We start from the raw sequence: 23,351 nt of genomic DNA, 5'->3' as shown, positions 1-23,351 counted from the left end.
GATGGTAGATGTCCTTGAACACCATTCTCCGCTTCCTTCAATTTATCGGAGGTCTAGTCACCCACAGGCTCTAAGTTTTTCTCTCACACTACCGTTCCTTTGCTTCATCAGCATAAAGCATTCACACTCCTTGATGAACACACTGCAAATAAGAAGGATCACAGCCGCAAGCTATGGGTCATCCTTTACTTCTTGCTCTGGCATGCCATTTATGTAGAAAAAGCAAGCAAAGACAGTGAACTGTCTGTGAAAGCAGAAAGACTCGTAAATGAAGTGGGAAGAGAGAATAAGTGGATATGGGGGTTAAGAGGGATTGAGAAAGTTGGACGGACTCGATGATGGAAAACGAAAAAAGGCTGGTCTTATAAGAGAATTCAAAAGGAAAAGCCACAGGGTACTGAATGTCTGTGGCTTTTTGTTCCTTTATAACGACGCTTGGGATCAGCGCTTTTTTGCTTATTCTGGCTCAATTAAGCCGTAGCGCCCATCCTTACGGCGGTAGACGACGTTTGTGTCGCCACTGACCGCATTGGAGAAGACGAAGAAGTTATGACCAAGCATATCCATTTGCAAAATCGCCTCTTCGGCATCCATTGGCTTTAGATTAAAACGCTTTGTTCGTACGACTTCAAGCTCATCCTCATCCTCAATGGCAACGCGAGAATCTTCAAGTGGTTCTAACTCATTTTTAAACATATATTTCAAACTGCCTTCTTGGCGAAACTTACGATTTACTTTTGTTTTATGCTTACGAATTTGACGTTCAAGCTTTTCAATGACGATATCTATTGCGGCATACATGTCCGTATGAACCTCTTCACCTCGAAGCAGTAGCTGAGGCATTGGAATGGTTACTTCAATAATATGTTGATTGTTCAGAACTTGCATTCTGACATTTACATCAGCGACAGGCGTGGTATCAAAATACCGTTCAAGCTTGCCTACCTTTTTTTCAACATAGTCTCGTAAAGCTGGAGTTACTTCCATATTTTCACCACGAATGTTGTAGTTCATAAAGAACTCCTCCCTTCCTATGTAGTATTATTCTATATACCCATCGCACATTCCTTTTTAAACATCTAAAAAAAAGAAAAAACTTCGTAGATTTTTGTCGAAAGCAGGGTCAGAGCAGATTGGCTACGGGCACCTGGGGTCAGGGCACTTCTGCTCCGAGCAAAAAGGGTCAGTGCAAAAATGCACTGACCCCCCCTCTAAAATAACTGTGGAAGCATAATGATGAGCGTTCGCACACCAAGGAATGCTGTTAGCACGACAACCAACGCGCCAAAAACGGTCATCCAGATTGGATGCTTATAATCTCCGACGATCTTCACATTATAAGCAGCGAGCAAAATGGACCCTAATGTTAGAGGTAAAATTAGACCGTTAAACGCTCCCGCCAAAATTAATAACGTTATTGGCTGACCGATGAAGGTAAATACACCTGTTGAGAAGACAATAAATCCAACCGTCAAATAGCTCTTATACTTTTCAATCACTGGATGGAACGTAGTTAAGAATGAAACAGATGTATAGGCTGCCCCAATGACAGATGTAATTGACGCTGCCCAAAGTACAAGACCAAACATACGGAAACCAATTTCACCAGCTGCGTGCTGGAACGCTGAAGCCGTTGGGTTTTCAGCACTTAGCGCAACTCCACCTGCAACAACACCCAATACAGCGAGAAATAATAAAATACGCATAATTGAAGCAACGACAATCCCAGACACTGCAGAATTTGTCACATACCGGAGATTTTCTTTTCCCGATATTCCAGCCTCCAATAAGCGATGTCCCCCTGCAAAGGTAATGTAACCACCAACAGTTCCACCGACAATCGTTACAATCGCAAGAAAATCAACCTCAAGTGGCAGAACAGTCCGAAGAGCCGCTTCTCCATATGGCGGCGAGCTGACAAACATCACATAAGCGGTGAGTAAAATCATCATTGCTCCTAAGTAACGGACAATACGGTCCATCGCCATGTTTGCTTCCTTTAATAAAAAGATAAAAATACAAATGATTCCCGTTGCAACAGCACCGATACGTGCGTCGATCCCAAGCATTGCATTTGTACCGAGGCCCGCACCCGCTACGTTACCGATATTAAAAGCGAGACCGCCCAGCACGATGAAAAAGGCAACGACAAAGCCAAGTCCAGGAAGAACTGCATTGGCAATTTCCTGCCCTCTCATCTTTGAAACGGCAATAATACGCCAAATGTTTACTTGCGCTCCAATATCTAAAATTATCGAAGCTAAAATGACAAAGGCAAAGCTTGCTAACAGCTGCTCTGTAAAAACAGCGGTCTGGGTTAAAAATCCTGGCCCAATTGCAGATGTAGCCATTAGAAAAGCAGCACCTGCAAGTGCACTCCACCTTTTCTTCGATTCTTCTTTTTGTTCAAGTTGATTCACATTTCTTGCCCCCTTTTTTAGTACAAATTACATTATAAGCTTCAAATTTAAAACTTCCACCATTTTTTATTTATTTTACACCGCATTTTTTAACAGTTTAAAGAAGTAAAAATTTGTTTAATTTCCTATTTTTAGGGGTCGTTGCAGATGTGCTCCGGGCAAAAAGGGTCAGAGCAAAAATGCACTGACCCCTTTTATACGTAAAAAACCCACCTCCGTGGGAGATGGGTTTGAATGTTCAAAGCTATAATTTCCGTTCCTAATCCAGGAATGTGAATTAAAGCTTAACAACGTTTGCAGCTTGAGGTCCGCGAGCACCTTCGACGATGTCAAATTCTACGTCTTGGCCTTCGTCTAAAGTTTTGAATCCATCAGAGTTAATCGCTGAGAAGTGAACAAATACATCGTCACCGTCTTCGCGCTCGATAAAGCCGAAACCTTTTTCTGCATTAAACCATTTTACTTTTCCTTGCATGCTTTCACATTCCCTTCGTAAGTTAAATCGGTGTGGATATTTTCCACACTTTTACTATATCAGCGTGCCGAACCAAAGTCAAACCCTTTAACAGCAATACTTTTGTAGAATTATGAGTAATATTGGCGAAAATAGAGTGTTCAATTGAAAATGCTTACATCTTCCATAAAATGTACGAAATCTCCCCTCCAGCTCCACCAAGTTTATCCATTTTCAAAGAAGATCGAAACCTCCCCCTTTATTTTATATATAGGTAATAAGACTCGTTTCCTTATTTGAAAATAAGGGGAAGTAGCTAGTGAAAAGACCTCTGACTGGAAAAAATCGATTGAACCTTTTTACCCCTGTAAAAATTGGTAAACTTTTGCTAAAGTTAGAGACGTCATTCGCAATCAAAAAGTTGGAGGAGATACCGTGAAAAAGTTAAAATACCTTATTGCCAGCCTAGCGATCTTAACCATTGCAGCCTGTGGTGAACCATCAACAGAAACGGATGCTGACGCAGAAACAGACACAGGCGTTGAAGCAGAGGTCGACACAACAGAAGAGGATGAGAACACTGCATCAGAGGACCTATCGGCTGAAGACATCCTAACAAAGTCATATGAAGCAATGAATGAGGTCACGAGCTTTTCAAGCGACATGGATATGTTTCAAGAAATGACGATTCCAGGAGAAGCAGAACCGCTTGTCATGGACATGGTTATTTCCATGGATATGAGCCTCGAGCCATTTGGGATTTATCAACAAATTACGGTCGAAGCAGCTGAAATGAGTGAGGAAGCGCTCACAACTGAACAATATATCACACAAGAGGGTGCGTACATGTATGACACAATGCAAGGCACATGGATAAAATACCCAGACGATTTTACCCAAGAGCTACTCGCACTCCAAGAGATGCAGCTTGGCCCACAAGACCAAATTGAGCTCATCCGTAACTATGTTGACAATATTTCCGTTACTGAAGAAGGCGAGCACTACGTTCTTACCTTTACAGGAGAAGGTAACGAGGTACAGAAATTAGCGATGCAAATAAGCGGAATGTTTGGTGACGATGTAAGCCTGGGTATGGGCATGGAGGAAATCATTTCCATGATGGACATTAAACAGCTTGATTACGCACTCTACATCAACAAAGATACCTTCTATCAAGAGCGAATTGATACAACGATGGATATGGAAATGACACACGAAGGGGAAACAATGACAACAAAGGTAACAAGCTCAGGCACAATGACAAACTTTAATGAAGTAGAAACAATCGAAGTACCAACAGACATTGTTGAATCAGCCGAAGAACTGAGCTTTGACATGAGCGAGCTGGAAAACATGGAAGGTATAGAGGTAGAAACAGAGTAGTGACTATTTTATGAGCGGTTGGCCCTCGTGGCTTCCTCACTCTACACTTACGAGCAAAAGTGGCTCGCTCTTCCCACTGAGATGAAGTTGGTTAGGTCATTCTTTGCACCATTTCAATGAGATGCTGTGAGCGGAAGAGCTTCATTGTTTAACAACTTGAACTGAAGCTCCGTCCCCTTTTCACACAAAAAAAGCAAGCGCCAGCTGGTGCTTGCTTTTTTCCCGTTATAACATTAAACCCCGCGCTTATCGAAAAAAACTCCATCGACAGTCGGACCCTCGTACGGATGCTCATAGCGCCGGCCGATGTTTTTTCTTACTTTTAGCTGATTCATATCCGTGCGAATCACTTCAATTAAAAGCTCAAGCCGCTCATTAATGCGCTCATTCAGCTTCACAACCTCGCCACCAAGTGCTTGTTCCTTCTCCGTCAACTTGTCCCTCTCGATGGCTTTGATGAGTGCGTCACGACTTTCAAGTCCTTCATTTAGCTTCTCAATAAAGAGATCACGCTCGTCCTCTTCTTTCGGAAAATGTCCATGAAGATGGTCATCAAGCTCCTTTGTCACAAGGTACAGCTCTTTCATAACTGACATTATGCCTGGCCACCTGCACCATGGCGCTGCTGGCGATCGAGCTGCATCGCTTCCTTCCACGTATCACGAAACTGAACCATAATATCTTCCGCATCCTCCAATGCCTTCAGGTCACTCTTCACGTTCGCCTCGATTAAACGGTCTAATGCAAAATCATAGAGGCGCAACATGTTCTTGCCGACTTCACTATCCGTTTTCAGCGTTACCATTAATTCACGAATAATGTCCTGAGCCTTATTCGTATAAAGATTCCGATGCTCAACGTTTTTTTCTTCAATGGCTTGTTTCGCCTGCTTCATAAACTTCAAACATCCATTATATAACATGAGTGTTAACTCCGCTGGTGAAGCAGTTTTCATCGCATTTTGCTTATAAGCCGTCTGCATGTTCATTGCAGCCATCGTGTCACCCTTTCATTAAGTCTATATTTTTTATTACATACCTTGGTTTCCATATAACTGTGCAAAGAGAGATTCCGCCTGACTATTGGCACGCTGAACCGCCGTCTCCATCGCCGTAAATTGACGCCAGTAGCGCTCCTCAAGTTGCTGGAGGCGACGCTCAAAATTGGTAATTCGGTCATTAAGATCGTTAATGTTTCGCCCAAGGGTAAACTGATGATTCTGCGTCCGTCCTCTCATGCCCCCAGCTCGGTCAGAAATCGTATTAATTGCAGAGTCTAATGTATCACGCACACGACGGGCAATCCCTTGATTAGCAGCACCCTCTCCACTGGCAGTGAAAAGCTGATAAACCCCTTCCGCATCCTGTTCAATCGCTTGACGAAGCTTATCTTCATCAATCACAAGCTTTCCTCGCTCATTGTAATCGGGCGATGTCGTAATGCCAATGGTGGACAGCTGGCGAAACTCTGTTGCTAGTGACGAGCTGACTGAATTGTAAATATCCGTCCGCAGCTGATTCATAAAAGACTGAAGCAGCTGGTCATTTCGTAGCATCCCACTTTGAGCACGCTCTTCCCAACGCTCAATTTCCTTTTCTGATAATGAATCTCGCTGTTCGTCTGTTAATGGCGGGTAATCACGGTAGCGCTCTTCTTGTAGCTTCCCATTCACAAAATCAAGAATTTCATTATACTCATCGACGAATTTCTTTATCGTATCAAACACTTTATCTGTATCCGTTGAAGCTGAAAGAGTCACATCTGAGGCAAAAGTGTCCTTTAACGTAATGGTCACTCCGTCAACCGTAAACGTGTTCGATGTCCGTTCCGTTGCTAACCCATTAATCGTGAATACAGCATTTTGGGCTGCTTGCTCATTGGCATTGTTGATCTTCAACGCATCCGTAAAAAATGCGCCACTAAATGTCATTTCCTTTCCCGCAGCATCTGGATTAAATTTCCCCGTCTGATTTCGTGTTAAAGAAACCTTGTCCCCATGCTGATCGTAAAACCCTGCAATCCCGACAGAAGAACGACTAAGCTCATTAAACATTGCGTTCAGCGATTGATTTGCAGTAAACACAAATTTATCCTCAACTGGACCGTTTTCATTAAAGGCCTGCACACCACCAGCCGTATAACGCTGCTGGAAGTCAACGACCACATCTGTTTTTGCTGAATCAAATTCAAGCAATCCAGTCTCCATATTGACTAAGACACTTGTGCTGTTCAGCTCACTTCGATCCGTGACGACCGTATATTCGACCCCAGCCACCTTTACGCTTAATGTGCTTGCTTCCAAGCCACCTTTTGCAAGCTGAAACGTTTGGCGCGGGTCCCCAGTAAAGCTTTGCGTATCATTGTTGGTCATATAGGTGACGGATACAGACGTCCCCGTTGCAAATGGAGAGTTAAACTTAATGTCTCCCGCAGCTGTGTCCACAAACACTGTATTGTCATCAAGAGTCGCCGCTGGATCGGTTGTTACTTGATACACCTTACTGCCTACCTTGACAACCATGTTCGCTGTATCAATCAAGTTTGTTTTTGCGACCGAGATTTTGTCTTCTCCTGCGGCTCCCTGGACCGTTTCCTTATGAACAACACCTTTGCTCCATGTAAAATCAGCATTTAAATTTTGTGAGCCTAAAGCGGTGGATGCATTAAGCTTGTCTCCATTGGAAACAACCGCACTACTCACATTTGAAGCAGCTGTGGCAAGACTTTGCACGTTTGAAATTCGAATCGTTCCAATGCTTGAGTTCGATGCAGCCGTCGCTGTCACTAAGCTTGAATTGGAGCTCGAAACAGATTTAGAAAGCATATTCGACTGGCGCATGACCGTATCAAAAATATTATCGCGAAACGTATTAAACTTTCGATTAATTTCACGGTAACCATCCATTTGCCATTGAATCACTTGACGCTGCTGCATCAATTTATCAACAGGAACCCGATTTGCTCTCATTAAGTCACTGACCATTTGGTTGATGTCCATTCCTGTTGCCATCCCTGAAATTCGCATACCCATCTTTACCTCTCCTTCCGCTTACACCGTTTTCTATTCTTTATATCGTCAGCCGTTCAAACAATTTTAAGTAGGCATAATGAAAAGTTCCAACTATAGCAAAAAAGAGCAGAATCCACTCCTGCCCTTTCCTTACTACACTCGTTTATCAACAATCAAGCCCATATACTTCAGCATTTCAGCGACCATATCTAAAAACTCCTCAGGAGGAATTTCTTTGATCACTTCTTCCGTATCCCGGTTCACGACTTGAACAAAGACCCGCTCTAGCTCCTCATGAACTTGAAACTTGAACGATTTATGCGGCTCTAGCGCCTGGTTTAATTCCTCCGCCTGCTTTTCAAGCGATTCTTTTGCTGGCAAAACCTTTGTTTCCCCATCTTGTTTTACAATTACAAGCGCTTCTTGATTTAAGGATGCTAGCTTTTCAATATTTTGAGACGATGCACCTTGCTTCATCGAATCTGTCGATAGAACCTTTGATAGCTCTTTCAGTGAACTAGTTGAATGAATACCCCTTACGTCCATCCCTCGCACCTCCGCTAATGTCCTTATTCTATATATCGTCTAGGGAACACAAAAAAATGAGGGTTTTCAAAAAAAATTTTTCTCCGACTCCCCCATCTAAAAGCTTAAACAAAACTGGGCTTTCCGCCAAGCCCTTCGTTAACCTTGCGTCGTGCAAAAAAAGAGCAACCATACGCGGTCACTCCCTCACAGCTTCAAATCAATCGTCCCACCTAAATGCGGCTGGGCTGCATGCTGAATCGATTGTGCATCAGCAGAGCTCATCAGTTTTTGCAAGGCATTCCCTTGCTGTTCTGCTTGCCCCAACGTTTTTTTCATCAAAGCCACACTTGCTTGCTGCTGCACATTTGACTGGCTTAGCGCCATTGAGAGTAATGCAATATCCATGTGAGACCTCCAACTGTCATCCTTTAAGAAACAAGATAGGATGAAAATGACTGCTCAAGTTCTTTTTTCAGTGTATGTATCGCCGGAAGTAACGTAAACTGGATTATCTCTTTTACAACCTCATGCTGTTTTTCTTCATAAGTAGATAAGATACGCTCTAACGCCTGTTTTCCTTTTTCCAATTGCAACAAGACAGATTGTTCCTCCATTTTAGCAAGCACAGAGGACGTCGATTGTTCAACTATGGCATAGGCATTTAGCACATCCTCAAACAAAAGCACCGACTGTTCGAACCTGCCTTCATTTAATTGGGTATGAATATACCCAACGCCCTCTTCCATCGTCTCAACCAATTCAATTGATTGCTTCATGACATTTACATAGCGCTCCATGACGATCACTCATTTCTAGAACTTGTTCTTACGATTTATATCGGTTAAGTGACAAGGATTTTTAATTTTTTTCATCAATTGAATTTAATGAGCCAAAGGATAAAGCTCCTGCTGTAGCTGAGCCACCTCACGCTTTAGTTCATTCCACGTATGGTTGATTTGAGCAGCTTCCCCTTCAGATAACTCATTCGCAAGCACATACTCAGCAAGCTCTCTCATTTTATAAAGCTTTGTCTCGATTTCCTCTAAAATAAGCGCTTGCTTTTTACTCCATTCAAGCTGCTGTTCGAGAAATTGTCTGCGCTCGTTAAGATCATTGGACATTAGGAACTCCTTTTTTAACTATCTTCTCACATGATGCAATGAATATTCAACCGGCTTATCTACATCATTCCCATTAGCACAACCTAGCAATAAAAGGAACACCTCAGATCCAAAATTTTTTTAAAAAAGCTAGTTAGAGGTTAATTGACGTGTACATCTACTGTTCTATCGACAAAATTCTACAGTTTCTAGGAAATGACAGGCGCGTATATATCAAGAACGATGAAAAAAGAGACTCTAGCATAACTAGAGCCTCTCCTAAGTTAACTATTAAAAATTATCCAAGTAATTGTAATACAGCTTGTGGAGCTTGGTTCGCTTGTGCAAGCATTGCTTGAGAAGCTTGAGATAGAATGTTATTCTTTGTCATCTCCATTACTTCACGAGCCATATCCACGTCACGGATACGCGATTCCGCAGCTTGTAGGTTTTCAGCAGAGTTGTTTAAATTAGAGATTGTGTGTTCTAAGCGGTTTTGGAATGCACCTAATTTAGAACGCTCAGCAGAAACTTGTCTGATTGCAGTATTGATATTTTCAATTGCTGCATCAGCACCAGCTTGAGTTAAAACTCCACCTTCTGTTGCAGTATCTACATTTGCAACTCTAAGAGAAGCAATAGATACTCCACCAGATGTACCAGTTCCACCTGCAACTTCTTCAGCAGCAGTTGTATCTGCAGTTAATCCAAAATCACTTAAGTCTGCACCAGATAGTGTAATGTCCTCTGTAGAAGTAAATACTAAGCCGTCTCCAGCTTCGTTTTTAGCTACAGTCACATTTGAACCAGCTGTCTCTAATTGACTATTGATTTCAGCCACTAATCCATCTAAGTCAGATACATCAGTATCTAATGTAATAGTTGTATCGTTTACATCAAAAGTCTTAGAGTTAGTAGTAGTAAAGTCATAGTTATTTAGATTTGTAGCGGCATCAATTGTTGTTCCTTCTACTACCGCTTCTGTTGTGGTACCACCTGATGACCCTGAACCGCCACCAATTGCATCACTTCTCATACTAGAAATATCTACAGTAATGTTTTGTCCTTTGTTAGCTCCAATATGGAAAACAACTCCACCACCAGATGTACCAGTTCCACCTGCAACTTCTTCAGCAGCAGTTGTATCTGCAGTTAATCCAAAATCACTTAAGTCTGCACCAGATAGTGTAATGTCCTCTGTAGAAGTAAATACTAAGCCGTCTCCAGCTTCGTTTTTAGCTACAGTCACATTTGAACCAGCTGTCTCTAATTGACTATTGATTTCAGCCACTAATCCATCTAAGTCAGATACATCAGTATCTAATGTAATAGTTGTATCGTTTACATCAAAAGTCTTAGAGTTAGTAGTAGTAAAGTCATAGTTATTTAGATTTGTAGCGGCATCAATTGTTGTTCCTTCTACTACCGCTTCTGTTGTGGTACCACCTGATGACCCTGAACCGCCACCAATTGCATCACTTCTCATACTAGAAATATCTACAGTAATGTTTTGTCCTTTGTTAGCTCCAATATGGAAAACAACTCCACCACCAGATGTACCAGTTCCACCTGCAACTTCTTCAGCAGCAGTTGTATCTGCAGTTAATCCAAAATCACTTAAGTCTGCACCAGATAGTGTAATGTCCTCTGTAGAAGTAAATACTAAGCCGTCTCCAGCTTCGTTTTTAGCTACAGTCACATTTGAACCAGCTGTCTCTAATTGACTATTGATTTCAGCCACTAATCCATCTAAGTCAGATACATCAGTATCTAATGTAATAGTTGTATCGTTTACATCAAAAGTCTTAGAGTTAGTAGTAGTAAAGTCATAGTTATTTAGATTTGTAGCGGCATCAATTGTTGTTCCTTCTACTACCGCTTCTGTTGTGGTACCACCTGATGACCCTGAACCGCCACCAATTGCATCACTTCTCATACTAGAAATATCTACAGTAATGTTTTGTCCTTTGTTAGCTCCAATATGGAAAACAACTCCACCACCAGATGTACCAGTTCCACCTGCAACTTCTTCAGCAGCAGTTGTATCTGCAGTTAATCCAAAATCACTTAAGTCTGCACCAGATAGTGTAATGTCCTCTGTAGAAGTAAATACTAAGCCGTCTCCAGCTTCGTTTTTAGCTACAGTCACATTTGAACCAGCTGTCTCTAATTGACTATTGATTTCAGCCACTAATCCATCTAAGTCAGATACATCAGTATCTAATGTAATAGTTGTATCGTTTACATCAAAAGTCTTAGAGTTAGTAGTAGTAAAGTCATAGTTATTTAGATTTGTAGCGGCATCAATTGTTGTTCCTTCTACTACCGCTTCTGTTGTGGTACCACCTGATGACCCTGAACCGCCACCAATTGCATCACTTCTCATACTAGAAATATCTACAGTAATGTTTTGTCCTTTGTTAGCTCCAATATGGAAAACAACTCCACCACCAGATGTACCAGTTCCACCTGCAACTTCTTCAGCAGCAGTTGTATCTGCAGTTAATCCAAAATCACTTAAGTCTGCACCAGATAGTGTAATGTCCTCTGTAGAAGTAAATACTAAGCCGTCTCCAGCTTCGTTTTTAGCTACAGTCACATTTGAACCAGCTGTCTCTAATTGACTATTGATTTCAGCCACTAATCCATCTAAGTCAGATACATCAGTATCTAATGTAATAGTTGTATCGTTTACATCAAAAGTCTTAGAGTTAGTAGTAGTAAAGTCATAGTTATTTAGATTTGTAGCGGCATCAATTGTTGTTCCTTCTACTACCGCTTCTGTTGTGGTGCCACCTGATGTACCATTGCTTGCTAAATCACCATTTAATAGAGTACGAGTGTTGAATTCAGTATTATCGGCAATACGATCAATCTCATCAGTTAATTGGTTAATTTCTTTTTGAATTTCTCTTCTATCTTCAATAGTATTGGTATCGTTCGCAGCTTGTACAGCTAGCTCACGCATACGTTGTAAAATATTATGAGTTTCTGTCAATGCACCTTCAGCCGTTTGAATCATCGAGATTCCGTCTTGTCCATTACGGCTTGCTTGGTCTAAACCGCGGATTTGTGCACGCATTTTTTCAGAGATTGCAAGACCTGCCGCATCATCTCCTGCACGGTTAATACGAAGACCAGAAGATAGCTTCTCCATTGCTTTCTGTGCACCTGCTTGGTTAACACCCATTTGACGATACGTGTTTAATGCTGGGATATTGTTGTTGATAATCATGTTTTACCTACCTCCGTGTGAGTATGTTTTTTTTTCGAATGCACATCCGTTTGCATTCTTAATTGAAGCAAGTCCCTGACATAAAGAGAGGGTTTAGCGCGCAATTACCTCTACTAAATGCTGGAACAACAGACGGTCTTCCTTGAACTCACACCACTCATCCTTAAGTGGCAGATAAAACGGGTTTATTTTATTTTAGTTTACTTCTTATTGTTTTTTTCTTCGTAAAGCTCGCCACGTACAATAGAAACATCCCGTGGCGCGTCAATTGCTAGGCGCAAATGGCCGTCCTCGCTTTTCACTACTTTTACGACAATGTTATCGTCAATCACGACGTATTCTCCTGGTTTTCTCCCTAGTACTAGCACATATCTCATCTCCTTTTTATCGACGTTTAAAAAGTCTGGGAATCAACGCAAAGCTGTCGAATTTTTTGTTGTGCTGTCACGCCAGTCTTATGTAGACACGCTACGCTCTGGTCCTCGTGACTTCCAACGCCTCGACCTCCTCCGCTCTGATTGTCCTCTTTTCAAACCATTCAATCTTTAGTCATTAAAATCGATAAAAAAAGATGAGCAAACAAGCCGATGCGCCTCTTCCTCCTGAAGATTGACAATCGACCTATCTGCTCATCCTTAAGCGTTCTTATGATTTAGTTGGTTTGGTTAGCGTGTTTCTCCGCGCTCAATTTTCACGTCCTTAGGCGCTTGAATTCCAAGTCGCAGCTTCCCGTCTTGGGATTTCACGACGCGAATTTCAATTTTGTTGTTAATAAAGACTGACTCTCCTGGTCTTCTCCCTATGACCAACAATGACAAAATCCTCCTTGACTTCTAATTAATTTAGTAATTTTACATATTAACCCTATCATAGAAAAGGTAATATTGGTAGACTATTGGCCTATCTTCCACGATTTCTTCACATCATTTGCACTATCGCACAAAGAAAAAAACGAGTAAATAAGCATGGTCACTTTTCCTCTTGAAAAATGGCGATGCTCATTCACTCGTCCATGAGTGGATGTCATATCCTTTACTTCTTATATCGACCTAAATAAGGAGATGTTTAGGTGATTTTGAAAAAAATAAACAAAAAATGTTGGATTTTCTTGGGCATCGAAACATTTCGGGCTCTGCCCTTCCTCGTTCTAACAAAAAGAGACCTTAGCACCCTAAGGTTTCTCTTCGTTTCGTAGTTTTGTACTAGCTGAAACGACCCCTCTAACTAATTTTTAATTAACACTGCCATATACCCCATCGATGTATAGTCATTTTCCTTTAAGATGTCGTGCATGAATGAAATAAATGAGCTATGTTCAATCTCTTTCGCAAATGATTGAATCACCTTGATCACAATCTCAGCTGTTAGCTTCTTGTGGTAGCCGGCGATGCCGATTAAGAGAAGCTTTATCATCGCATAATGGAGGGTTAAGCTGACAAAGGAATCAAAGACTTTATTCTCTTTGTCAAAGGAGAAAAGCTTACTAAACACATAATTAACGAGGTAATTTTCGAGAATGTACTCATGCTGCTCCATATAAGGACGGTAATACTGTTCATAGCTTTGCTTATAGCGTGCTCGTCTCTCAGCACTCGTTTGTTCTGTCTCATTGTTATCGCTTAAACCCTTCACAAACTCCTCAAGACACTCCGCAAATCGCTTACTACGAATTCCCTGTTCTACCTTTACATCGATAAGCGTTGAAACGAGCTTAATTTGCACATCAAGAATGCTTGGGATCGCAGCGAATGTTTCCTTGTAATACCCATCGTCCTTTAAGTTATCGGTCGTTTCTCGGATGATTTGTGGAATTTTGCTTAATCCATTTTCATCCACAGCTTGCTGAATTTTTTTATAGAACAGACCTAAGAGGATGAGCCGTTCTTGAATCGAGAATTTTCTCATTTGTAGCAGCCCAATCGTGAAAAAACGTAACTCCCAAAAATAGTTTTCTAGCTTTTCCTCGTTATTTTCTGTAATGATTTCTTGTTTGAACATCGTTGGATATGGTGACTCAATCACATCAAATTCCATCACGTCCGGATTCAATAGGGCTAATCTCGCTGCTTCAGGACATGATGGCGTTGCTGACATTTCAAGTCTTGTATCCACCTTATTTATATACCTTGGATAAAGCTTACAGACGAGGGATAAATAGTCCTCCCCTAGTGTGGAATGAATGGTGCATAGCTTATCCCCGTCCAGCATCGGACAAAAGCCCTCTTCATTCATTTTAATCGTTGCATACTCTCCTTCACTCGGATTGGAGCGATTTCTTGAAATGCTTTGATTGATTTTTTCCTTTATTGGCTGGTTTGGTAGCTTTTTATACTTTTTATAGGTTTTATGATCAATGGCTACCTTCCAGCCGGCACAGCATGTATCTTCACATTGAGTACCGATACACGTAAAATCATGCATATATTTAGGAATGAGCATTAATTGGTCGTTTTTCATGATAATCTCCTATTTCACATGGCCATTTAGGCCCTTTTTAAAGCAAATCCCAAGACATAGGGGTCCCTTTACGAATGTCCTTTTTTACTTTCTTCCCAATTAATTCAGGTAGATATTTCGGCGCTAATCCGTTTCCAGGTCTAATACTTTTTATATTCTCATTAGACAAGGTGTCGCCAGCTTTTAAATCTTTCGTAACATATAATGTTCTACGAAACTTTAAAGACTTTTCCTCACTTTTCGTAGGACCGTACATAATCGCACCTAGTGCCTGCCAAGCTTTTTCCGCCTCTTCCACTAACAACCGCATCTCATCAGGTTCCATTGAAAAAGCTGAATCAACACCACCATCTGCTCGTGCTAACGTAAAATGCTTTTCAATGACTGTTGCTCCAAGGGCTACACTTGCTACCGCTACTCCTGTTCCCATTGTGTGATCGGATAAGCCTACCTGGCACTGAAACAATTCACGCATATGAGGGATCGTATGAAGGTTTGTATTTTCAGGAGACGCTGGATAGGTGCTTGTACATTTTAAGAGCACTAAATCTTTACATCCCGCTTCCCTTGCAGCCCGAACCGTTTCATCTAGTTCAGCAATGGTCGCCATACCTGTTGAAATAATCATCGGCTTTCCTGTGGACGCTACTCGCTTAATTAAGGGGATGTCCGTATTCTCAAAGGACGCAATCTTATACATGGGTACATCAAGTGATTCTAAAAAATCGACCGCTGTCTCATCAAAAGGTGTACTAAATGGGACCATTCCTAATTCACGGCACCGCTTAAAGATTGGCTCATGCCACTCCCATGGTGTATAGGCTTCTTGATAAAGTTTATAGAGAGAGCTGCCTTTCCACAAGCTTTCGGCGTCTTCAATAAAAAAATCTCCATTCTCTATATTTAGCGTCATTGTATCAGCTGTATAGGTTTGTAATTTTAACGCGTGTGCACCTGCTTCTGCGGCTGCTTCTACAATCTTCAAGGCACGTTCAAGGGATTGGTTATGGTTTCCTGACATTTCAGCAATAATAAAAGGAGGCCCACCTTCTCCGATTTGTATTCCCTCGACTGCAAAATTTTTCATCGACGCTCATACCTCCTAATGCCCTCGCGTAACGTTTCCTTAATCAACTTCCAATGTTCAGCAAAATGAGCCATCAATCGAACATCTGTAAGCTCACCTTGCTTATAGACATGTTTACGCAAGCAACCTTCCTCAACAAACCCTAGTTTCTTATGATAGCTAATACTTACATTGTTATAGCCCAAAATTTCTGCGCAGACCTTTCGTGCTGCTAATGTTTCAAAGATGTATTCTAGCGCTAAATAGCCCATGATTGTGCCTGATCCTTTAGGAGCCCGCTCGTCTCCGATATAAAAGCCCCAATAGCAAGTACGATTTACTTTGTCTATTTTTGTAAGATTGACGAAGCCAATCGGTTTATTTAAATAATAAAGAACCTTTACGATCGTTTCTTCTGAGTTCTTTATCCGGTTATACCAATTCATGTGTTCATCGTAAGAAATAACGGCGTCTGAATACATGACCGCACGTACCCTTTTTGAATTTCTCCAGGTACGAATTAGTCCGAGGTCGGATTCATATAATTCTCCTAGAGTGTATTGATTGATCCTCAATCTGAATGCACCACCTATTAAAAAAACGAAGAATAATCGGTTTCTTCACTCATTAGCGCTAAAGCATTCGTCGACATATGTTTTAAGAGTTCCTGATTTTCAATGAGATGATAAAAATGACGAGCCACATCGTCCGCTGAAACTGCACGACTTTTTCCTAGATGGTGCAAAACACATTTATTATGTAGCGCCTCGAGTATTTCTGATTGATTTTCTGCTACATCAATCGTCAAAGCTGGCAAGCCTAGGTAACACCTTTCCCACGTCGTACTTCCACCTGCACCGATTGCTAAATCAGCCTTAACCATCAGCTCAGCCATATTCGTAACCTGACAATAAAAATGGACATGCTCCAACGATGCAGTTAATTCTTTGATCACATCTTGCTTCGGATTGGACGCACCAACGATCACATCAAAGATTATGTCCTTTACTGCTAGCCTTGAAATAGCTTTAAGAACCTTCATTGTTTCATTGGTTGGGTCGGTCCCTCCAAAAAAAATGAGAACCCGTTCGATAGGCCCACTCCATTGACTTAGGTTTTTCCGAGCTACCTTAAATTCTTTTCTTAATAAAGCAAAGCTAGGACCAAGAAGAAGCTTACAGTCTTTATTCACTAATCCATCGTAGCGCTGCCTCATATTCGGATAATAATTTTGATCGAGTAATAAATCACAATTGTGTTTTCGGTCTGCCAAATCATCGATCACAAATAACTGTTGAACGTTTCCACTAGCTCGAACCATCGATTCCCACCGATAATCAATGCCATAATGATCGACAACAAGCAAATCAACCGTAGCTAGATAAGCAACCTTATTTAACGTCTCCATTACATCTTCTTTTTGATGGACTCCTAACCAATGACTATGTTTTAGGTCTTGATCGTTATGAGCAGCAACAGAAGCAGCGTTTAACAGTTCGACCTGAAAGCCTTTGTCTGCAATATAGCTTGAAAGGCTTCCTTCATGTTTTCTCGTTACAAAAATAGAATGATAGCCTTTTTCTTTTAACTCTTCAGCTAGTGTCAAGCATCTCATCACATGCCCAGTTCCGATCTCAACCGAGCTATCAACTCGAAAAACAGCGGTTTTCATTTCTGTACCTCTAATTTCTTTTGTTCAATATGTGCATTGATTTTACTCCACTCAGGATGAGCTTCTACTAATGCTAACGTCTCTTCTAAAGTAAAATGAGGATTACGCGGATATAGTTGCTCAATAATTGTCTTTATTAATGCAAAATCTTCTTCCGTATCGACCGTCCAGCGATGTTCACTCATATCTCCGTGCTTACAGCAGACATTCCCTAGCTTAAATAAAGATTGGTGTAAGTAAAAATAAGGTGTTACATGCTCTCGCTCAAACGGCTGGTCAGCTTCATCATAAGCTTTTTTCAGAATCGCCATGGAGAAAATTTCCGTATCCATCCCGCGGGGAAAGGACCTCTCTAACGTATTCGACACATACTCATACACGCCCGTTTTATACACAGCGATCACTTCTTCAACTACGGAAGGATCAATGATTGGGCAGTCAGATGTCATGCGAACGATAGCATCCGCTTGATACTTTTTTGCAGCCTCATAATACCTTGATAAGACATCCATTTCTGACCCTCGGTAATAGGGAATGCCTTTCTCTTTGCAAAAAGCAACAATGGGATCATCTGCCTTCTGATTCGTTGTAGCAATGACAATTTCATCGACCGATTCTGCTTTCAAAAGCCGATCAAGCTGATAAGCTAAAAGCGGCTTTCCCATTACTGCTTTTAGTACTTTTCCAGGTAGCCTCGTTGATCCCATTCGTGCCTGTATAATGGCAACAACCTTCATCCGTATCACCCTCTACCTTGAATACAAAGAAATGATTTTTTTAACAGCAGTGATCACATCTTGCACATCACGTTCACTCATCGCTGGAAATAGCGGTAACGTAATAATCGCCTCATATACTTCCTCTGCATTCGGACATAGCCCTTTCTGATAGCCTAATTCTTGATAATATGGCTGGTAATAAACAGGAATGTAATGGACATTCACGCCGATATTTTCATGTTGCAAGGCTTCAAACACTTCTTTTCTACTACCCGTAAGAGCTTCTAAGTTCAAGCGAATCACATAAAGGTGCCAGCTAGACTGTCTATCCAAAGCTTGAAAAGGAGATACGAATTCTCTCCATCCTCGAAAAGCTTCATTATATATGGAAACGTATTTTTTTCTTATTTTAATAAATTGCTCGACCTTTTTAAGTTGGCTCAAACCTAAAGCCGCTTGAATATCCGTCATTCGGTAATTGAAGCCTAAATGCTGCATTTCATAGTACCAAGGGCCATGATCATGGAGTAATTTACTCCGTTCTCTTGTAATACCGTGAGAGCGAAATTGAACTAATTTTTCATAATAATCTTTGTTGTTTGTTGTAATGATGCCACCTTCACCTGTTGTCATATGTTTAACAGGGTGTAAGCTAAACATCGTCATATCACTAATCGAACCGACTTTCCTATCTTTATACGTTGCCCCTAAAGCATGAGCAGCATCTTCGATTACAACCAAGTTATGTTGTTTCGCAATGGATAAAAGCTCATCTAAATCACAAGGCTGCCCCGTAAAATCAACGGGAATCACCGCTCGTGTTTTTGGTGTGATAAGCTGTTTCACCTTTTCTACATCAATGTTATAGGTCCTTTGATTAATATCAGCAAAAACAGGCTTTCCACCTTGATACAGCACACAGTTTGCACTGGCGACAAAGGTCATCGGTGTCGTTATGACTTCATCCCCAGGTTCGATTCCAGCAACAAAACACGCGCCATGCAAAGCAGCTGTTCCATTAGAGAAGGCGACTGCATATTTCGCATCCACGTACTGAGAAAACGCTTTTTCAAACCTTTCAACAGCTGGTCCAGTTGTTAAATAATCACTTTTTAAAACGTCAATTACAGCCTGGATATCATCATCATCAATCCATTGCTTTCCATAAGGAAGGTACGTTTGACGCACGAGGGAATGATGCTTGTCTGCCATAAGAATCTCCCTTCGATTAAATCTTATCTTCGTCAATTAATTGTTTGAGCTCTTGAACCGTCAACCAATCTACGTTTGCATCGCTTGTATAACGGAACCCTTCCTCTAATCTTCTGCCATCGCTGGCAAACTCCTCTGTCCACCATGGAAATTCTGGTTGAATAACATAGTAGGAATCATACTCTAATGTTCGCCTTGCATCATCCTCCATAATCATTGCTTCATGGAGCTTTTCACCTGGACGAATGCCAATAACTTCAAGCTTACATTCAGGAGCAATCGCCGCAGCTAAATCGGTGATCTTCATGCTTGGAATTTTCGGGACAAAAATTTCACCGCCGTTCATTCGCTCAAGGCTATCCAAAACAAATTGAACACCTTGGTCAAGGGTAATCCAAAACCTTGTCATTCTCTCATCTGTAATTGGAATGACGCCCGTGTGGCGGATTTTCTTAAAAAATGGAACAACACTGCCACGACTACCAACCACATTCCCGTACCGGACGACGGAGAATTTCGTATTTTTGTCACCAACGTATGAATTCGCAGCAACGAATAATTTATCGGAAGCAAGCTTTGTCGCCCCATATAGATTAATCGGGCTACACGCTTTATCAGTACTAAGTGCGACTACACGCTCTACACCACGATCAATGGCAGCCTCAATAATATTTTGCGCGCCATGAATATTCGTTTTTACTGCTTCAAACGGGTTATATTCACAAGCCTCAACATGCTTAAGCGCTGCCGCATGAATGACGATATCTACCCCATCAAACGCTCGGTATAATCGGTCTTTGTCACGGACGTCACCAATAAAATATCGCATTCGTGGGTCTGTAAACTCCTGTGCCATTTCGTATTGCTTTAGTTCATCACGACTAAACACAATAATTTTTTTTACATCGCTTTCCAACGCTTTCGAAATAAATTTTTTCCCAAAGGAACCTGTTCCACCAGTAACAAGGACTACTTTTCCTTCAATGCTCAACTGAAAGCACACCTTTTTCATATTAGTTTAAATAGGAATGATATTCTTGATTTAATTGACTCGACCACTTCTCAAAAATAGGAAATAATTCATATTCTAAGATATCTGTTACGTGCACATAATCTTGATGATTTATCGTTTCCATAACGGTCATAGATATCTCTCTTAATCTTGGTATATCTTCAGAAAATACAATGACTATCGTTTCATTATTTAAGATGATTTCAAACAGATCCAATAGCAATTGGATGGCTTCACTTATTTTATCACTATAGAAATTACTGATTGAATACTTAATAATTTCCATAAAGGTACCTGTCAACTCATGCAATTGTTTTACAACCTCTTGATTCATCCTATCACCTTTGGTTCATGTTCGATTGCCGAGCGTAATGTGGCTAAAGTCGTTTGATAGTATTGATATTGATTTTGTAACCCTTTAAGCAGCACCGCATACTTTTCTTTTAACTCTTCTTGTTTCTCTAGCACTTGGTATGTGTTCTCCCTAACTGCCAGATTATAGGCAGCAATAATCGGGTAGATGACCTCCTTATGAATCTCATAGGACTCTAGCTTCTCCGTTAAGTCGTTCACTTCATCAAATTCAAGCTGTACTTTTGAAATCTTTCCTTCTTCTAAGTCCTGCAATAGCTGCTCCACCTTTGAAAGTCTCTCCTGACTTAGGTGATCAATTTTTTCCGCTTCATTTTTTACATATTCCAGGAAATATTTTGTTTTTTTGTGAAACTGCTGTTCTTTCAATGTCAAACGTTGTTCATGAAAAATCGTTTCAACCCTTGTAAAAGCATTCGTCGAAAGATTTGGGAACTCGCTGATCACATCAGCAAATGGTCGATGAACCATTCCATTAATCAAGAGACCACCTTCCGTACAGTTAACAAAGCTAGTATCATCATGATGCTTAATATAGTTTTCAAAATAGGTTTTCATCACTAAAAAGGCGGTTTTGGTTGTAATTTCTTCACCAAACATATCGGTTGTAACAACCCTGTCTCCAATATCAGAGGTGATATCAAGATTATGAGCAGCTCCTTTTGCATAAAGCTGATCATTGGTATAGGCCAAATCTTGTCCAACAAAGATCAGCTGCTTACACCCAAGCTGTCTCGCAATGTCCATGGCAATGTTTGCGCAGGAAGGACCGAATTCGAACACTTTTGTATCGATACCGATATAATTTTCAAAAAAGGCGGTTGAATGATCCGCATTTCCTTTGATCCAGATCTTCTTCCCTTTAAATAACTCAAGTGCGCTATATCTAAACGTGTGACTATAAACTAACGTGATCTCACTGCTTTCGATCTGTTCGAAAATTCTATCTTGAGCCTCTTCCCCATCGACAGCGACGACAAAATGAGGAACAATCCCATTTTTCTCTAATATATTCACAGCTGAGCCTGCCGCAAAAATAAGAAACTTCTCTTGGTTTTCCTTTAACAGAGGTAATTGTTTTTCCAATGAAGGCCCCGCACTCACAATCAATGCTGGCATGTCTTTAAAGCGCTCAAGATAAGGGGTTATTGGCATACTTTCCACATTTGCTTTAAGGAAATTCCGAAAGTTATTGTACATCCATTTTTGTGAATGAACGAATTCTGTTGCCATATTACACCTCAGCATCGTTAATGTTTCACTAATGCCTCGGCCAAGCTCTGCGCAAAAGGTTGAAAACAGCGATTTATAAGACATTAAAATGAGTAAGTCAAAGCTCTGAAATCCTTTATTTATTAAAATATTCGCAATGGTCATCGATAGGTAATACGTATCATCAGATAGCAAAAATAACAGATTGGGATTTCTAAGCAAATGCTCCATATCGATTCTTTTTAGTGCAGATACAAAAATTTCATATGATGGTTCAATAATCACAATTTTTTGGTCTGGATTTTGGTTTAACAGTTCTTCAATGTGATAATAATATCCCCCACCTACGACAACCAAAATGCCGTGAAGTTCACCTTGTGAAGCCAACCATTTTTCCGCTTCATTTTGTGGAGAGTACTGGCTATGTAAATAAATCCGTCGATGATCTTTTTGTAGCAATAAATTTGCATGGTCATTTTTCGTTACAACTTCTGAAATATCATCCAAATATTTAATATTTTTGATTTTTTTTACATCTTGATAAATATCTGGGTATAGTTCGCTCAATAGTAATACGTTCTTTTCAAACATTTGAGGAACAATTCCTTTCTTTTTTAAAAAGAGCTAGCTTTCTCTGCTAGCTCTTCCCTATAGAATCCTATTAACTTAATAGCTGAAGAACAGCTTGCGGAGCTTGGTTTGCTTGTGCTAGCATCGCTTGAGCTGCTTGGTTAAGGATATTTGTTCTTGTGAAGTTCATAACTTCCTTCGCCATGTCTACGTCACGAATACGTGATTCAGCAGCTTGTACGTTTTCAGATGTATTATCAAGGTTTTTAATAGTGTGCTCTAAACGATTTTGGTTAGCCCCTAAACTAGAACGAACGCTAGAAATCGTTTTAATTGCTGCATCAAATTTCGCGATTGCTGAAGCCGCATTACCATGGCTTGCAAAAGTGAAACCAGTTAATGAAAGCTTCGCAGCAGTCATTGTTTGAATTGAAATTTGAATTTTCGTACCTTGGTCAGGACCAATTTGTAGGTTACCTACACCTACAGTTAACGCACCGTCCAAAAGGTTCTTTTCGTTGAATGTTGTTGTTGTAGCAATGCGGTCAACCTCTTTAATTAATTCATCAACCTCAGCTTTGATCGCTTCTCTATCTACTGCAACGTTTGTATCGTTCGCTGCTTGAACCGCAAGCTCTCTCATTCGTTGTACAATCGCTTGTGTTTCTTGTAGTGAACCTTCAGCAGTTTGGATAAGTGAGATACCATCTTGCGCGTTACGAGAAGCTTGATTTAATCCTCGAACTTGGGCACGCATTTTTTCAGAGATTGATAGACCCGCAGCATCATCACCAGCACGGTTGATACGAAGACCTGAAGAAAGCTTCTCCATTGCCTTTGCACCTTGGTTTTGGTTGATGCCTAGCTGACGATGAGCGTTCATTGCTTTTAAGTTATTATTAATGATCATAAAAATATTCCTCCTTGAA

Annotated in this window: 23 protein-coding genes and 2 pseudogenes; 1 reads left to right on the top strand and 24 read right to left on the bottom strand. The window is 40.8% G+C overall.

Annotated elements, in window-relative coordinates; translation table 11 throughout:
• Nucleotides 1-456: 456 nt before the first annotated feature.
• From hpf to BLT_RS0102645, 3 genes are all read right to left on the bottom strand, one after another.
• Nucleotides 457-1,014: a ribosome hibernation-promoting factor, HPF/YfiA family gene (gene hpf, locus BLT_RS0102655; RefSeq protein WP_017726270.1), complete on the bottom strand. Its 558-nt coding sequence runs from the start codon at nt 1,012-1,014 to the stop codon at nt 457-459.
• Nucleotides 1,015-1,211: 197 nt separating this feature from the next.
• Entirely contained in the window at nt 1,212-2,351 is a 1,140-nt protein-coding gene (locus tag BLT_RS0102650; RefSeq protein WP_051045213.1) for an NRAMP family divalent metal transporter, read from the bottom strand.
• Nucleotides 2,352-2,697: 346 nt separating this feature from the next.
• The gene (locus BLT_RS0102645) at nt 2,698-2,895 is read right to left on the bottom strand and encodes a cold shock domain-containing protein (RefSeq protein ID WP_017726268.1); all 198 of its coding nucleotides are present in this window, start codon (nt 2,893-2,895) and stop codon (nt 2,698-2,700) included.
• A 414-nt stretch (nt 2,896-3,309) separates the two neighbouring features.
• Between BLT_RS0102645 and BLT_RS0102635 the strand changes: the two genes are divergently transcribed.
• The gene (locus BLT_RS0102635) at nt 3,310-4,257 is read left to right on the top strand and encodes a DUF6612 family protein (RefSeq protein ID WP_017726266.1); all 948 of its coding nucleotides are present in this window, start codon (nt 3,310-3,312) and stop codon (nt 4,255-4,257) included.
• A 233-nt stretch (nt 4,258-4,490) separates the two neighbouring features.
• Here the strand turns inward: BLT_RS0102635 and BLT_RS0102630 are convergent, their stop codons facing one another.
• The 21 genes and pseudogenes from BLT_RS0102630 to BLT_RS0102530 form a co-directional block, all read right to left on the bottom strand.
• Nucleotides 4,491-4,853, bottom strand: coding sequence for a hypothetical protein (locus BLT_RS0102630; RefSeq protein ID WP_017726265.1), 363 nt, complete (start codon nt 4,851-4,853; stop codon nt 4,491-4,493).
• On the bottom strand, nt 4,853-5,254 hold the full coding sequence (gene fliS / locus BLT_RS0102625; protein WP_017726264.1) for a flagellar export chaperone FliS: 402 nt from the start codon (nt 5,252-5,254) through the stop codon (nt 4,853-4,855). The genes BLT_RS0102630 and fliS overlap by 1 nt, the downstream gene beginning before the upstream one ends.
• A gap of 33 nt (nt 5,255-5,287) precedes the next feature.
• Nucleotides 5,288-7,288 (bottom strand): flagellar filament capping protein FliD, encoded by a 2,001-nt coding sequence (gene fliD, locus BLT_RS0102620; protein WP_017726263.1) that lies wholly within the window; start codon nt 7,286-7,288, stop codon nt 5,288-5,290.
• A 132-nt stretch (nt 7,289-7,420) separates the two neighbouring features.
• Nucleotides 7,421-7,813 carry a flagellar protein FlaG gene (locus BLT_RS22590; protein WP_017726262.1) on the bottom strand — a complete coding sequence of 131 codons (393 nt, stop codon included), beginning with the start codon at nt 7,811-7,813 and terminating at the stop codon, nt 7,421-7,423.
• 186 nt (nt 7,814-7,999) lie between these two features.
• Nucleotides 8,000-8,200, bottom strand: a complete 201-nt coding sequence (locus BLT_RS0102605) for a YjfB family protein (protein WP_017726260.1) — start codon at nt 8,198-8,200, stop codon at nt 8,000-8,002.
• Nucleotides 8,201-8,223: 23 nt separating this feature from the next.
• Nucleotides 8,224-8,592, bottom strand: coding sequence for a hypothetical protein (locus BLT_RS0102600; protein ID WP_017726259.1), 369 nt, complete (start codon nt 8,590-8,592; stop codon nt 8,224-8,226).
• A gap of 84 nt (nt 8,593-8,676) precedes the next feature.
• A complete protein-coding gene (locus BLT_RS0102595; protein ID WP_017726258.1) occupies nt 8,677-8,916 on the bottom strand; it encodes a hypothetical protein in 240 nt (79 codons plus the stop codon).
• A gap of 277 nt (nt 8,917-9,193) precedes the next feature.
• Nucleotides 9,194-9,478: pseudogene (locus BLT_RS24900) on the bottom strand (flagellin); the annotation flags it as partial.
• Nucleotides 9,479-11,776: 2,298 nt separating this feature from the next.
• Nucleotides 11,777-12,085, bottom strand: a pseudogene (locus BLT_RS24895) (flagellin N-terminal helical domain-containing protein); the annotation flags it as partial.
• Between the two features lie 245 nt (nt 12,086-12,330).
• Entirely contained in the window at nt 12,331-12,507 is a 177-nt protein-coding gene (locus BLT_RS0102585) for a carbon storage regulator (RefSeq protein ID WP_268871114.1), read from the bottom strand.
• 288 nt (nt 12,508-12,795) lie between these two features.
• Nucleotides 12,796-12,942, bottom strand: coding sequence for a carbon storage regulator (locus BLT_RS0102580; protein WP_017726255.1), 147 nt, complete (start codon nt 12,940-12,942; stop codon nt 12,796-12,798).
• A gap of 412 nt (nt 12,943-13,354) precedes the next feature.
• Nucleotides 13,355-14,587, bottom strand: a complete 1,233-nt coding sequence (gene fliB / locus BLT_RS0102575) for a flagellin lysine-N-methylase (protein WP_017726254.1) — start codon at nt 14,585-14,587, stop codon at nt 13,355-13,357.
• A gap of 37 nt (nt 14,588-14,624) precedes the next feature.
• Nucleotides 14,625-15,674, bottom strand: a complete 1,050-nt coding sequence (gene pseI, locus BLT_RS0102570; protein ID WP_017726253.1) for a pseudaminic acid synthase — start codon at nt 15,672-15,674, stop codon at nt 14,625-14,627.
• Entirely contained in the window at nt 15,671-16,228 is a 558-nt protein-coding gene (gene pseH / locus BLT_RS0102565; RefSeq protein WP_017726252.1) for a UDP-4-amino-4,6-dideoxy-N-acetyl-beta-L-altrosamine N-acetyltransferase, read from the bottom strand. Before pseH ends, pseI begins: the two co-directional genes overlap by 4 nt.
• A 17-nt stretch (nt 16,229-16,245) precedes the next feature.
• Nucleotides 16,246-17,325: a UDP-2,4-diacetamido-2,4,6-trideoxy-beta-L-altropyranose hydrolase gene (pseG, locus tag BLT_RS0102560; protein ID WP_017726251.1), complete on the bottom strand. Its 1,080-nt coding sequence runs from the start codon at nt 17,323-17,325 to the stop codon at nt 16,246-16,248.
• Complete coding sequence (locus BLT_RS0102555) at nt 17,322-18,062, bottom strand: cytidylyltransferase domain-containing protein (RefSeq protein ID WP_017726250.1); 741 nt, start codon at nt 18,060-18,062, stop codon at nt 17,322-17,324. The genes pseG and BLT_RS0102555 overlap by 4 nt, the downstream gene beginning before the upstream one ends.
• A 12-nt stretch (nt 18,063-18,074) precedes the next feature.
• A complete protein-coding gene (gene pseC, locus BLT_RS0102550) occupies nt 18,075-19,256 on the bottom strand; it encodes a UDP-4-amino-4,6-dideoxy-N-acetyl-beta-L-altrosamine transaminase (RefSeq protein ID WP_017726249.1) in 1,182 nt (393 codons plus the stop codon).
• Nucleotides 19,257-19,272: 16 nt separating this feature from the next.
• Nucleotides 19,273-20,268, bottom strand: coding sequence for a UDP-N-acetylglucosamine 4,6-dehydratase (inverting) (gene pseB / locus BLT_RS0102545; RefSeq protein WP_035425387.1), 996 nt, complete (start codon nt 20,266-20,268; stop codon nt 19,273-19,275).
• 1 nt (nt 20,269) lies between these two features.
• Nucleotides 20,270-20,602 (bottom strand): hypothetical protein, encoded by a 333-nt coding sequence (locus BLT_RS0102540; RefSeq protein WP_017726247.1) that lies wholly within the window; start codon nt 20,600-20,602, stop codon nt 20,270-20,272.
• Nucleotides 20,599-22,443, bottom strand: a complete 1,845-nt coding sequence (locus tag BLT_RS0102535; RefSeq protein WP_017726246.1) for a motility associated factor glycosyltransferase family protein — start codon at nt 22,441-22,443, stop codon at nt 20,599-20,601. Before BLT_RS0102535 ends, BLT_RS0102540 begins: the two co-directional genes overlap by 4 nt.
• A gap of 70 nt (nt 22,444-22,513) precedes the next feature.
• Complete coding sequence (locus BLT_RS0102530) at nt 22,514-23,332, bottom strand: flagellin N-terminal helical domain-containing protein (RefSeq protein WP_017726245.1); 819 nt, start codon at nt 23,330-23,332, stop codon at nt 22,514-22,516.
• Between the last annotated feature and the right edge of the window lie 19 nt (nt 23,333-23,351).

It is taken from the genome of Halalkalibacterium ligniniphilum (assembly GCF_000334155.1).
In the GTDB taxonomy this organism is placed as follows: Bacteria; Bacillota; Bacilli; order Bacillales; family Bacillaceae_D; genus Halalkalibacterium; species Halalkalibacterium ligniniphilum.
This window is presented reverse-complemented; position numbering and strand designations above follow the sequence as displayed.

Coding starts and splice junctions, on each gene's coding strand:
- hpf (WP_017726270.1), bottom strand. CDS start 1,014: ATGAACTACAACATTCGTGGTGAAAATATGGAAGTAACTCCAGCTTTA.
- BLT_RS0102650 (WP_051045213.1), bottom strand. CDS start 2,351: ATGGCTACATCTGCAATTGGGCCAGGATTTTTAACCCAGACCGCTGTT.
- BLT_RS0102645 (WP_017726268.1), bottom strand. CDS start 2,895: ATGCAAGGAAAAGTAAAATGGTTTAATGCAGAAAAAGGTTTCGGCTTT.
- BLT_RS0102630 (WP_017726265.1), bottom strand. CDS start 4,853: ATGTCAGTTATGAAAGAGCTGTACCTTGTGACAAAGGAGCTTGATGAC.
- fliS (WP_017726264.1), bottom strand. CDS start 5,254: ATGGCTGCAATGAACATGCAGACGGCTTATAAGCAAAATGCGATGAAA.
- fliD (WP_017726263.1), bottom strand. CDS start 7,288: ATGGGTATGCGAATTTCAGGGATGGCAACAGGAATGGACATCAACCAA.
- BLT_RS22590 (WP_017726262.1), bottom strand. CDS start 7,813: ATGGACGTAAGGGGTATTCATTCAACTAGTTCACTGAAAGAGCTATCA.
- BLT_RS0102605 (WP_017726260.1), bottom strand. CDS start 8,200: ATGGATATTGCATTACTCTCAATGGCGCTAAGCCAGTCAAATGTGCAG.
- BLT_RS0102600 (WP_017726259.1), bottom strand. CDS start 8,592: ATGGAGCGCTATGTAAATGTCATGAAGCAATCAATTGAATTGGTTGAG.
- BLT_RS0102595 (WP_017726258.1), bottom strand. CDS start 8,916: ATGTCCAATGATCTTAACGAGCGCAGACAATTTCTCGAACAGCAGCTT.
- BLT_RS0102585 (WP_268871114.1), bottom strand. CDS start 12,507: ATGAGATATGTGCTAGTACTAGGGAGAAAACCAGGAGAATACGTCGTG.
- fliB (WP_017726254.1), bottom strand. CDS start 14,587: ATGAAAAACGACCAATTAATGCTCATTCCTAAATATATGCATGATTTT.
- pseI (WP_017726253.1), bottom strand. CDS start 15,674: ATGAAAAATTTTGCAGTCGAGGGAATACAAATCGGAGAAGGTGGGCCT.
- pseG (WP_017726251.1), bottom strand. CDS start 17,325: ATGAAAACCGCTGTTTTTCGAGTTGATAGCTCGGTTGAGATCGGAACT.
- BLT_RS0102555 (WP_017726250.1), bottom strand. CDS start 18,062: ATGAAGGTTGTTGCCATTATACAGGCACGAATGGGATCAACGAGGCTA.
- pseC (WP_017726249.1), bottom strand. CDS start 19,256: ATGGCAGACAAGCATCATTCCCTCGTGCGTCAAACGTACCTTCCTTAT.
- pseB (WP_035425387.1), bottom strand. CDS start 20,268: ATGAAAAAGGTGTGCTTTCAGTTGAGCATTGAAGGAAAAGTAGTCCTT.
- BLT_RS0102540 (WP_017726247.1), bottom strand. CDS start 20,602: ATGAATCAAGAGGTTGTAAAACAATTGCATGAGTTGACAGGTACCTTT.
- BLT_RS0102535 (WP_017726246.1), bottom strand. CDS start 22,443: ATGTTTGAAAAGAACGTATTACTATTGAGCGAACTATACCCAGATATT.
- BLT_RS0102530 (WP_017726245.1), bottom strand. CDS start 23,332: ATGATCATTAATAATAACTTAAAAGCAATGAACGCTCATCGTCAGCTA.